This window comes from Streptomyces anatolicus, assembly GCF_019400875.1.
In the GTDB taxonomy this organism is placed as follows: domain Bacteria; phylum Actinomycetota; class Actinomycetes; order Streptomycetales; family Streptomycetaceae; genus Streptomyces; species Streptomyces anatolicus.
Genome location: NZ_WMBF01000202.1, coordinates 1 through 10,936, shown reverse-complemented (window position 1 = coordinate 10,936; position 10,936 = coordinate 1). Strand labels below are relative to the sequence as shown.

Sequence of the window (10,936 nt, the reverse complement as noted above, 5' to 3'; positions counted from 1 at the left end):
GTTCATGCCCGTACCTCCGTGACCCAGCCGAGACCCTCCACGGTGCCGTCGGCGGGGCGGTACTCGCAGCCGACCCAGCCCGCGTACCCGGCCTCGCGCACGGCGTCCAAGACGCGCGGCCAGCGGACCTCGCCGGTGCCCGGCTCGGTGCGGTCGGGCGGGTCGGCGAGCTGCAGGTGCAGGGCGTAGGGCAGATAGGTGTGCACGGTCCGCACGAGGTCTCCCTCGGTGACCTGGGCGTGGTAGAGGTCGAGCAGCAGCCCCGCCCGGTCGCGGCCCACCGCTTCCACGACCGCCGCCGCCTGGGCCTGGGTGCGCAGGAAGTACCCGGGCGCGTCACGCTCGTTCTGCGCCTCGATGACGATCCGTACGCCGGTGCCGTGCGCACGGTCGGCGGCCCAGGCGAGGTGGGTGACGTACGTGGCGAAGGCGCGCTCGGCACTCACGTCCGGCGGCGCGACCCCCGCCAGGACGTGCAGGAGCCCCGCGCCAAGATCGGCCGCGTACATCAGAGCACGCTCGATCCCGGCGCGGAAGTCCGCGGTCCGCCCTGGATGGCAGGCGAGGCCCGCCCGCTCCGGCGAACCGGGCTCTCCGGCAGGCGAGTTGATGAGAACCTGCCGCAGCCCCGCCTCTCGCAGCAGCGCGCGCAGCCGCGCCGGGGCATACGCGTAGGGCGCCGCGTACTCGACGCCGGCGAAGCCCGCCCCGGCCGCCGCCTCGAAGCGCCGCTCGAAGGGCAGTTCCGTGAAGAGCCACTTGAGGTTGGCGGCCAGAGGCGGACCGCCGGGCAGCCGAAGGGCGCCTGCGGGCACCGCTGACGACACACCGCCCGCAGACACCACCGGCTGTGCCTCTGGGCACGAGGTCAAGGGCACACGCGCCGGAAGCGCCCCCGGCCGTGGCTCCGCAACCGCCACCGGCAGGTCGCCCTTGCCGCGCCTGCCCGGCCGCCAGAGGGCCCCCATCACCGCACCTCGGCGTGCGCGGCCGCGCAGCCGGGATTGACGAGATGCGCGGGCGGTCGTCCGGACAGGACGTCGATCACCTGCCGAGCCGCCAAGACACTGGAGCGGGCGCGGGCCTGCACCGTGGCGCCCGCGATGTGCCCGGTGACCAGCACGTTGTCGAACGCTCGCAGCCGGGAGTCCGCCGGCAGCGGCTCCTGTTCCGTCACATCCAGCGCGGCGCCGGCGAGCAGGCCCCCGGCGAGCGCGTCGGCGAGGGCCTCCTCGTCGACGATGCCGCCGCGCGCGGTGTTGATCAGATATGCGCCGGGCCGCATCCGGCGCAGCGCGGCGCCGTCGATCAAGTGCCGTGTGGAGGCGTCGAGTGCGAGGTGCAGCGTCACGAAGTCGGCCTCGGCCAGCACCTCGTGCAGCGCCAGGGCGACCACCCCGGTCTCCTTGAGGAAGGCGGCGTCCAACTGCGGGTCGTGCCCCACGACCCGCATGCCGAGCGCCCTGCCGAGGCGGGCGACGGCCCGCCCGATCGAGCCGAGCCCGACCACCCCGAGCGTGGCCCCCGCCAGCTCCCGCCCGCTGGGCTGCGACCAGCCCCCTGCCCGTACCTCGGCGACGTTCTGCGGAATGCCCCGGGCGCAGCTGACCATCAGTCCGAGGACGTGTTCGGCGACCGACTGCCGGTTGGCGCCGGGCGTATGGGTGACGGCGATGCCGTGCCGGGTGGCGGCTGCCACGTCCACGTTGTCGTATCCGGCGCCGCACCGGGCCACGACCCGCAGCCCGGGGGACGCCCCGAGCACCTCGGCGGTGAACGCGTCGGTGCCCGCCACGATGGCCGAGGCCTTTGCGCGGGTGACGGCGGCCGGCAGCGACCGTTCCGACGCGCGCCGGTCCGCCGCCCGGGCGAAGACCGTGCGAAAACCGGCTTCCCGCAACAGTCGGTCGACCTCGCCGTCCGGTTCCAGATACGCCGTGGTCACGAGCACCACGGGCGGGCCGCTGTCATGCATCGGAATCCTCCTCGACCTCTCGCTATACTATAGCGATGAGCAAAATAGTATAGGATTCGAGCGCGATCAAGAGTGAGGAGCGGCTGCGCTAAGGTCGGGCCCCGAAGGAGGCATGATGGCTACGACGCGCCCGTCCGCCCGGCAACCCCTGGCCGACAAGATGTACGAGGTACTCCTCGGCCAGTTCATGGACGGTCTGTGGTCACCGGGGCAGTCCGTGAACATCGGCGCCCTGTCCCGGGAGCTGGATGTCAGCCAGACCCCGCTCCGCGAGGCCCTCGCACGCCTGGAGCACACCGGCCTGGTGCGCAGGGAAGCGCTCAAGGGGTATCGCGTCGCACCGCTCTTCACCGAGCGCGAGCTGGTCAAACTGATGGACGCACGGCTCGTCCTGGAACCGGCGATGGTCCACGAGGCGGCCCGGCGCACCACACCGGAGTTCCTGGACGAACTCAAGGAGAGCATCCAGGACCTGAAACGGTGTGCGGCGGCACCCTCCTCGGCTTCGGTGCGTCCCTACTGGGCCGCCGACGAGCGCTTCCATCTGCGCATCGCCGCCCAGTGCGACAACCCGTTCCTTGAGACCGCCTACCGCTCCCTCGGCGGCCACGTCCAGCGTTTCCGTCTCTTCACCGAACTCGGCGCCTCCGAGGCCGAGTCCCCGGCGCGCGAACACGCCGCCGTCCTCGACATGATGATCGCGGGAGACGCGGAGGGTGCGGCGAAGAAGATGCGGCAGCACATCGAGAACGCCAAGGCGCGGGCTCTGACCGACCGCCAGGCGGTCCGGGAGAGCTGACGGCGGCGCGGCCGGACGCCCTCGCTCCCGCTCCCAAGCCGGGGGCACCCTTCGCGCCCGGCGACACCACCCTGGCGCCGTGAAGCGGAAGGCGCTGCTCGAGTTGAGTGGCCAGCGGCACCTCAGGCAGGAAGAGGGGGCCGGTGGCCATTGAGCAGGGCGATGCCCAGGGGAGTGGCGGTGTGAAGCCGGAAGTCGCTCTTGGCCTGCCGCGAGAGCGGAATCCCTGGCTGTGCAGACGAGTTGGTCCGCGCCCGGCCCGGATCGTGGTGCGCGGACCGTGTCGTCCGTGAGTGCCACGTGCGCCGGACACGCATATGGCAGCCCCACGTGTGCCGGGTAGTGCCCGGCCGACTCGCCTCTCGGCGTCACACCCTGGGCCTGAGCAGGGTGATCTTCGAAGCGCCCAGTTCTGTGACGTACAGGGTGCCCTTGGCCGTGTCCTCTGTGACGTCCAGCGGTTGTTGGAATCCGGTGAACCCGGTGATGCCCGTCGTGGGCGCCGACAGCTTCCCTTGCGCGTCGACGCCGAACACCTCGATGTCCTGGCCACTGCTGTAACGGACCACGAGGAGCTTGCCCTTGAGCGCGCCGCCGAAGGCGTTGCCGCGGTACTCGACGACCCCGTCGGCGGAGGCGTGCAGCCCGGCGTCGTACATGCCGGCCGAGTCAAGGTTGCGGTCAGGCTGGGTGCCCACCGGGTAGCCGGTGACCTCGAAGGGGCTGGTGCCCGACGTGGGGTTGCCCCCGGCCAGCACCCACTCGCAGCGCGCCGGGTTCGGGTGCCCGTAGTAGCGGTTCTTCTTCACGTCGAAGACGTAGTCGGTCTCCGCCACGGGGTTGGACGTGATCCCCGGCACGGTCGGACCCGTGTAGGACCCGGCCGTCGTCGCGTCGATCCGGCGAGAGCAGGCCGCGGGCAGCGGTGTGGGAGTGGCGGGCGTGTTGCCTCCGGCCGCGGACCCGTTGGTGGGTGTGTAGAGGTGGCCGTTGGTGTGCCATACCAGGTCGTAGGCGTTGCGTACGCCCGTCGCGTAGAGGGTCAGCGGTGCGTTGGGGGCGAAGGGGTTGTACGTTCCCGGGCTCTCGGTCCGCACGTCGACGGCACCGGACGCCGGGAGCTTGGCCGGGTCGAGGCGCAGCACGGCGGCGTTGAGCAGATGCTCGGGGCGGTTGCCCCACGCCGGGTCGGCGGCGCCCATGGCGTTGTTGGCGCCCTGCGCCACGTAGAGGGCGCCGTCAGGGCCGAAGGCCAGGGAGTTGGTCTCGTGGTCCTTCACGGACCGGGGCAGACGGCTGATCACCTCGGTGTACGTGCCGAGCCCTGGACCGCTCAGCCTGGCGATGCTGCTCGACCAGTCCGGCTCGTTCGGTGTGCCTCCGGCGTACATGGTGTTGGAGGTGATCCACAGGACTGGGGCGGCTGCCGTGGAGGAGGGATCGAATGCCATCCCGATGATGGAGCGGTTCGGTGCTCCCGGCAGGCCGCGGGCCGTCGCGTCCGTGCGCACGGTGGAGATCGTCTCCGCCCCGCTCAGGGTGCCGTCGGCGGCGATGGCGTACCGCAGGATGTATCCGTCGAGCGTGGACGCGTACAGCTTGGCGTCGGGGCCCTTCACCACGGAGGCGAAACTCCGGCCCGTCGCCGACGTCGCCACCTTGTCGAAGGCAATGGTGCCCGTACCGGTGCCCGCCCCGGTGGTGAACACCGAGCTCCATGGTGTGAAGGTCCGCCCGTCCAGGTCCCGGGCGCCGCTGGTGACCGAGAATCGGTAGCGGGTGTTCGCCTTGAGTCCCGTCGTCGGCGACAGGTTGATGACGTCGCCGCCGCCGCTGGTGATCACGCGGGCGGCAACGGCGGCCCCGGTCGCCGACTCTTTGAGGGTGACCGTGCCGCCGGTGAGGGTCGCGGCGTCGACGCCGGGGCCCACCAGGCGGAGGTCCGCCACGACGCTGCCGGTCGGTGCCGCGCCGGTCGTCGTGTTCGCCGGGGTCACCGTCCTGACCTCCGGGTGAACGGTGGAGTCGGCGAGCGGGGCGATGGTCACGTACGCGATCTTCGTGTTGCTGCCCCCGAGCGGACTGATCGTCAACCGGCCGTCTGCCACGGTCGGTTGAACGGTCCTGGTCTGGTACTTGGTGGCGGACGTGGGGACGAACCCGTCGACCGCGTTCTGGTTCTCGACCTGGAGCGCGTGGGAGCTGTCCACGCTCGTGGCGTCGCCCACGGCGACCGTCACGGTGTAGGTGCCGTTGGGCACGGCGATCTCCCACCGGCCCGGGGTCTTCACGCCGGCCGACGAGGCGGGCAGCTGCATGTGCACGAGGGTGGCGAGGAGCCGGTCGGGCTCGGCGGTGCCTCTGTCCCGGCCGTTGCCCGTCAGGTCGAGCGGGGTGGTGTTGGCCAGCCCCACCCAGCCGTAGGTGAGGCCGGTGCCCTGGTCGGTGCCGGTACGGGCGCCAAAAGCCTGCCCGTGGTCGAGTGCGTAACCGCTCACCGGCACGGTGGTGGCGGTGCCGAAGTCGATCTTGGCTGAGAAGGTCGTGTCCGCCCGCGCCTGCGCGGGAGCCACCAGGGCGGCACCTATGAGGGACAGGGCCAGCAGGAAGCCTGCCGCGCGAGGCGACGGTCCGCTCCGTGAGCGACTGCGTCTTCGAAGGCGTAATACGGTCACGGTCTTCTCCCGTCGAGAGTCGAGCAGCGAACACGCCCCGTGAGGTGGTGAGCGGTGCCGGATCCACCGTTGGGCCGGCGCCACCGTCGGGTAGGCACCGACCGAGAATGCCCGTCACCGCGCCCGGGGCCTTGCCGCGCCCATGCCTGCCCATGACTGCCCTGGGCGCGGCGGTCCAAGCGGCGGCCGCGCCGGGCCCGCGCTCGGTCGGCGGCCCATCTGCCGCGTGGACGCCCGCGACCTGCTGGGTTCCGATGAACCTCTGCCTCCACAAGCGCATGTGGAGTGCTGTGGGCAGGACACCTATGTGTGTGCCGCCTACTGATGAGGTATCAGTGCGCATCAGCCTGTGCGCTACCGCGAGCATGCGCGGCGCCTCGACGGACGGCGGGCCGCGACGGTGAAGGTGGCGAGGAGTGCGCCCGCTGGCCGCGGGCCCGCTTGTCGCGCGCCTGTTCGCCGCGCGGCTGCGGAGATCAGGCGGTTGGCGGGAGGGCGCCCTTTACATCCCTGCACCCTATTGGCATGGTCATGGCCTTCATCTGCGCGCCTGTCGCGCACCCCTGGGGGGACTTCATGACCCGTCTGTTCATATCCTTTCCGTACGGCAGACTCAGATCCGCCGGCCTCATAGCATTCGCGCTCGCCGCCGTCGTTGCCGCGCTGCTTCCGTTGACCGGAGGAAGCCCGGTCATCGCGGCCGCCGGATCCGGTGCCGCCGGAGCTCCCGATCCTCGGCACCCGATGGCGGCACCGCACGAGCCCGTGGTGCCGGCCGACGCCATGGAACCCACCGCCCCCGTCCTGCCCAGGGACGGCTGGACCGCGTCCGCGAGTGACGAGGAGACCGCGTCCGAGAACGGACGCGCCGCCAACGTTCTCGATGGCAGCAACGCCACCATCTGGCACAGCAAATGGAGCGGCACCGCCGCGCCGCTGCCGCACACCCTCACCGTCGACATGCACCGGACGGCTGTCGTATCCGCACTCGTCTACCAGCCGCGCACCAACAGCGCCAACGGCAGGGTGGGTTCGTATGTCATCCATGTGAGCGCCGACAGTACGAGTTGGGGTTCCGCCGTCGCCTCCGGCACCCTCGGCGACGACGCGACCGCCAAGACCCTGAGTTTCGCCGCGCAGGGCGCGCGCTACGTGCGCCTCACCGCGACGAGCGAGGCCGGCAACCGCGGCCCCTGGTCGGCCGCGGCCGAGATCAACCTCCTCGGCGACCCCGGCTCGCCCGCCTCCGTGGTCGACCTGTCGCGGACCGGGTGGACGGCGACGGCGAGTGACGAGGAGGTGAGCGCCTCGGCGAACGCTGCCGCCAACGTCCTCGACGGCGATCCGGACACCCTCTGGCACAGCCGGTACTCCGGCACCGCCGCGCCCCTGCCGCACAGCATCACCATCGACATGAAGAGCGCCCGCGACGTCTCGGCTCTCACCTACCAGCCGCGCAGGTCCGGAGCCAACGGCCGGGTCGGCGCCTACACCGTCACGACCAGCACGGACGGCACCACATTCGGGGCACCCGTCGCGAGCGGCACCTGGAAGGACGACGACACCGTCAAGGGGGCCACCTTCTCCCGCACCGTCAGCGCGCGCTACGTACGCCTGACGGCCACCACGGAGGCGGGCGGGCGCGGGCCGTGGTCCTCGGCGGCGGAGCTCCGTCTCAGCACTCCGGCGAACCCGGCGACCGCCGGCTCCTGGGGCAGGGTCACCGGATTCCCGCTGGTTCCGGTGGCCACTGCTGTGCTGCCTAACAACAAGCTGCTCGCCTGGTCCGCGTACGGCGTCGACCGCTTCGGGGGAAGCAACGGCTACACCCAGACCGCGATCATGGATCTCGGCACCGGAGCCGTCACCCAACGGCGGGTCGACAACACCCGGCACGACATGTTCTGCCCCGGCATCGCGGTCCTGAAGGACGGTCGGGTGCTGGTCACCGGCGGCAGCAACGCCGAACGGGCCAGCATCTACGATCCGGCCACCGACGCCTGGTCGGCGACCAGCGACATGAACACCGCCCGTGGCTACCAGGCCATGACCCTGCTCTCCAACGGCGACGCCTTCGTCCTCGGCGGCTCCTGGAGCGGCGCCCAGGGCGGCAAGAACGGCGAGGTCTGGTCGCCGTCCACCGGCACCTGGCGCAAGCTGCCCGGCGTGCCGGTGACCAACACCATGACAGCCGACCCGGCGGGCCCCTACCGGGCCGACAACCACCAGTGGCTGCACGCGACTTCGGGCGGCCGGGTGCTCCAGCTGGGACCGAGCAGGCAGATGAACTGGATCTCCACCCAGGGGGACGGCTCCGTCACCGCCGCCGGAACGCGGGCCGACAGCGCGGACGCCATGAACGGCAACGCCGTCGCGTACGACATCGGCAAACTCCTCACACTGGGCGGTGCGACCGCGTACGAGAACACGACGGCCACCCGGCGCGCCTACACGGTCGACCTCGGCACGGGTGCTCAGCCGCGTGCCGCGCGTACCGGCGACATGGATTTCGCCCGTTCCTTCAGCAACAGCGTGGTCATGCCGGACGGCAAGGTCGCCGTGTTCGGCGGGCAGTCCTACCCGGTCCCGTTCAGCGACGCGACCTCCTCGCTCACGCCGGAAATCTGGAACCCGGCGACGGGGCAGTTCACCCGCATGGCGAGCATGGCCGTGCCGCGCAACTACCACAGCGTGGCCAACCTGCTGCCCGACGGGCGCATCTTCTCCGGGGGCGGCGGCCTGTGCGGCGACTGCGCCACCAACCACGCCGACGGGGCCGTCTTCACCCCGCCCTACCTGCTCAACGCCGACGGCACCGAGCGCCCCCGGCCCGTCATCACCGGCACGGTGCCCGCCCGCGTGGCCAACGGGGCGACCGTCCCCGTGACCACTGACTCGGCGGTCACCTCGTTCGCCCTGGTGCGGGCGGGCGCCGCGACCCACTCCACGGACAACGACCAGCGGCGCGTACCGCTCACCTTCACCCGCAACAGCGCGACCTCGTACACCCTCAACGTCCCCTCCGACCCGGGGGTGGCGCTGCCCGGCAGCTATCTGCTCTTCGCGCTCGACTCGGCCGGGGTGCCGAGCAAGGCCCGGATGGTCAGCGTGGGCTGACCGCGCGACCGCCCGCACGACGAAGCCCCGCCGTCTGCTCGGCGGGGGTAGGGGGCGGAACCGCATGCGCAGAGGGTCATGCGGAACTGCGGGATGAGGCTCGGAGCGGCCCTGGCTCTGCGCCGGAGCGTCAATGCGTCCTCCACATCGGTCAATACCGACGGCGGGTGAACGTATCCAGGGCCTCTTGAGAGGACTAGGCTGCGAAGCGAGGCCCCAGTCCCCGGCAGCGAGGCTCTGTTCCGCCCGGGAGGCCCACTGTGATCGTCTTGTTCTTCATCCTCCTCGTGGCCCTCTCCGGGCTTGGTTTCCTCAACGCCCTGTGGTGGCTCGCCGCGGCTGTATTGGTCTTCGTGGCCGTGCGCTACGGCCGGGGGCACGCGGACAGCCGGGGCCGGGGCGACGGTTTCGAGTACAGCGATTACCGGGACCGCCGTGACCGGGATAACCGCTGGGAGCGGCGCTACCGACGGCAGCGCCAGGGGCTCTGGAGGCGGCAGGACCGCCGGGACGAGCAGCACCACCGATGACCGATCCGGTTTCCGGTGCCATAGCGTTCGTCGGCGTCTTCGCCTGGCGAACGCGGGCAGTGCGCGGTGAGGAAGGTGTTATGGAACAGAGGGTCAGGATCCAGGAAGACCGGTGGATGATGGCGGCGGAGGTGGTCTGGGGCGATGCGGCTCGGGACCCCGCTGTCGTCGAACTGCGGGGCGAGATCGCTCGACTTCGCCGGGCCCTGGACGGCCGGGCGGTGACCGACCAGGCGCTCGGCATGATGATGGCCTTGGTTCCGTGCCCCCGTAAGGAGGCCGCCAGGTTGCTGGCGGAGGTCGCGCGGCGCTGTGACCTGCCACGCCGACAGGTGGCCGCCGCTCTCGTCGCCACCTCTGAGGGGAGCCCGTTCCCCCAGCACCTGGATCACGCGCTGCGGGGTGCGCTGCGGCGCCTGCACGTGGCAGGTCGCACCTGAGGACCGAGCCGAGCAGGCATCGACCGGTGGATGCATTGAGAAAGGTGAAATACATGATCCAGTCAGCCGATATCCGTGAGTGGCGCGACCGTGACGTGGTGGATACGGACTCGCACAAGATCGGCATCCTCGAATCGGTCTATGTGGACACCACCACTGATGAGCCTGCCATGGCCACAGTGCGGGTCGGTCTGCCCACGCGGCACCACCTGGTCTTCGTCCCTCTTGAGGGCGCCGTCGTCGGCCCGGGCTACCTCAAGGTCGGTTACGTGAAGACCCTGGTCAAGCAGGCCCCGTCGATCGGCACTGACGAGGTCCTGCCGGCCGGGGACGAGGCTGCGATCTTCAAGCACTACGGGCTGCCCTACGCACCCGGTGCGTCCGGGGAGCGGCAACTGGCTCGTCGCTAGACGCTTGTGGTGACCGCTGAGGGTCTTGGCTTCGTCTCTTTGCATGGTGAGGTAGGCGCATGGGCCAAGCGGCCACAGTCAACGGTGCACAGCAGGTGCCGACTGCTTCGCCTTCGGCGTCGGATACGGATCTTGTCGCCGAAGTACTCGAACTGCGCGCCGAGAATGAGCAGTTGCACAGGGCGCTGTCGAGCCGTGCGGTGATCGACCAGGCGCGCGGCATGCTGATGGCCCTGGCGCCCTGTTCCAGTGAGCGGGCCTGGGGCCTCTTGGTGGACTGTCGCAGCACAGCAACGTCAAACTGCGGGAGATGGCCGCGGCGCTGGTCGCCACGGCCCGGGGCGAGCCGCTCTCCGAGCGGATGCAACGCGAACTGGGTCGCGCGCTGAAGTGCCTCCCTGAACAACGGTGATGGTTCGTGCACCGTGGGCGGCACCGGGAGCTGTGTCCTCAACTCACCGGCGCCTTCGTCCCGGTCGGCCGACGGACGCATGGCCCGGGTAGCCCGTAGTGCGGGTCCCAAACGAGGGCCCGACCGCCGCCGCGGCGTTCCTGCGGGCTGGAACCTCTGTCGCCAGGACCCGTCGCGCGCCACGGGAACTCCATACGCACAGCCGGTCAGTGCTTCCGCCCCGGCGACCAGCAAGTGGAATCCCGGCCTCGGTCTGTCGACAGTTCAGCCGGCCGCAGACGCGCATAACCTGGCCGAACACTGCGTTGTTCGCCCGCTGATGGCGCGGGATCACGATGGAGCGGGCAGGTAGACGATGAGGGCGGGATTCCTCTTGCCGATGACGAGGGAGTCGGCGGCCAGGCTCACCTCACCGTCCCTGGTGCAGTCACCTGCTGTCCTCGCACCGTCGATGCGTAGGCGGGTGGCGGGTGATCTCCTGGTAGACGCGGGGGCGGGCGAGGGTCCCGGAGAGGAAAGCCGATGAGGCGGGTGCGGGCGAAGGGGTGTTTTCCGTCGACGATGCGCAGGTCGAGGAG

9 protein-coding genes are annotated in these 10,936 nt (G+C 70.8%); 6 read left to right on the top strand and 3 right to left on the bottom strand.

From position 1 onward, the window contains the following. Positions 1-2: 2 nt before the first annotated feature. Both GKQ77_RS18800 and GKQ77_RS18795 read right to left on the bottom strand, forming a co-directional pair. Positions 3-815, bottom strand: a complete 813-nt coding sequence (locus tag GKQ77_RS18800) for a hydroxypyruvate isomerase family protein (RefSeq protein WP_308117711.1) — start codon at positions 813-815, stop codon at positions 3-5. 152 nt (positions 816-967) lie between these two features. Next, entirely contained in the window at positions 968-1,975 is a 1,008-nt protein-coding gene (locus GKQ77_RS18795) for a phosphoglycerate dehydrogenase (RefSeq protein ID WP_219690062.1), read from the bottom strand. 115 nt (positions 1,976-2,090) lie between these two features. On the opposite strand from GKQ77_RS18795, the gene GKQ77_RS18790 reads away from it, so the two are divergent. Continuing rightward, on the top strand, positions 2,091-2,774 hold the full coding sequence (locus tag GKQ77_RS18790; RefSeq protein ID WP_258021547.1) for a GntR family transcriptional regulator: 684 nt from the start codon (positions 2,091-2,093) through the stop codon (positions 2,772-2,774). A 368-nt stretch (positions 2,775-3,142) separates the two neighbouring features. Here the strand turns inward: GKQ77_RS18790 and GKQ77_RS18785 are convergent, their stop codons facing one another. Continuing rightward, positions 3,143-5,347: a PQQ-dependent sugar dehydrogenase gene (locus GKQ77_RS18785; protein ID WP_219690058.1), complete on the bottom strand. Its 2,205-nt coding sequence runs from the start codon at positions 5,345-5,347 to the stop codon at positions 3,143-3,145. An 846-nt stretch (positions 5,348-6,193) separates the two neighbouring features. Here GKQ77_RS18785 and GKQ77_RS18780 point away from each other — a divergent pair. From GKQ77_RS18780 to GKQ77_RS18760, 5 genes are all read left to right on the top strand, one after another. Continuing rightward, a complete protein-coding gene (locus GKQ77_RS18780) occupies positions 6,194-8,566 on the top strand; it encodes a galactose oxidase family protein (protein ID WP_258021546.1) in 2,373 nt (790 codons plus the stop codon). A 260-nt stretch (positions 8,567-8,826) separates the two neighbouring features. Next, on the top strand, positions 8,827-9,096 hold the full coding sequence (locus GKQ77_RS18775) for a hypothetical protein (protein ID WP_219690057.1): 270 nt from the start codon (positions 8,827-8,829) through the stop codon (positions 9,094-9,096). 80 nt (positions 9,097-9,176) lie between these two features. Next, on the top strand, positions 9,177-9,536 hold the full coding sequence (locus GKQ77_RS18770; RefSeq protein WP_258021545.1) for an ANTAR domain-containing protein: 360 nt from the start codon (positions 9,177-9,179) through the stop codon (positions 9,534-9,536). A 53-nt stretch (positions 9,537-9,589) separates the two neighbouring features. Then, positions 9,590-9,946 (top strand): PRC-barrel domain-containing protein, encoded by a 357-nt coding sequence (locus tag GKQ77_RS18765; RefSeq protein WP_219690055.1) that lies wholly within the window; start codon positions 9,590-9,592, stop codon positions 9,944-9,946. 59 nt (positions 9,947-10,005) lie between these two features. Then, positions 10,006-10,335 carry an ANTAR domain-containing protein gene (locus tag GKQ77_RS18760; RefSeq protein ID WP_258021544.1) on the top strand — a complete coding sequence of 110 codons (330 nt, stop codon included), beginning with the start codon at positions 10,006-10,008 and terminating at the stop codon, positions 10,333-10,335. Positions 10,336-10,936 lie beyond the last annotated feature (601 nt).

Bases quoted from the DNA above. Each gene is read 5' to 3' on its own strand.
- GKQ77_RS18795 (WP_219690062.1), bottom strand. From the start codon at position 1,975: ATGCATGACAGCGGCCCGCCCGTGGTGCTCGTGACCACGGCGTATCTG.
- GKQ77_RS18765 (WP_219690055.1), top strand. From the start codon at position 9,590: ATGATCCAGTCAGCCGATATCCGTGAGTGGCGCGACCGTGACGTGGTG.
- GKQ77_RS18760 (WP_258021544.1), top strand. From the start codon at position 10,006: ATGGGCCAAGCGGCCACAGTCAACGGTGCACAGCAGGTGCCGACTGCT.
- GKQ77_RS18770 (WP_258021545.1), top strand. From the start codon at position 9,177: ATGGAACAGAGGGTCAGGATCCAGGAAGACCGGTGGATGATGGCGGCG.
- GKQ77_RS18790 (WP_258021547.1), top strand. From the start codon at position 2,091: ATGGCTACGACGCGCCCGTCCGCCCGGCAACCCCTGGCCGACAAGATG.
- GKQ77_RS18780 (WP_258021546.1), top strand. From the start codon at position 6,194: ATGGCGGCACCGCACGAGCCCGTGGTGCCGGCCGACGCCATGGAACCC.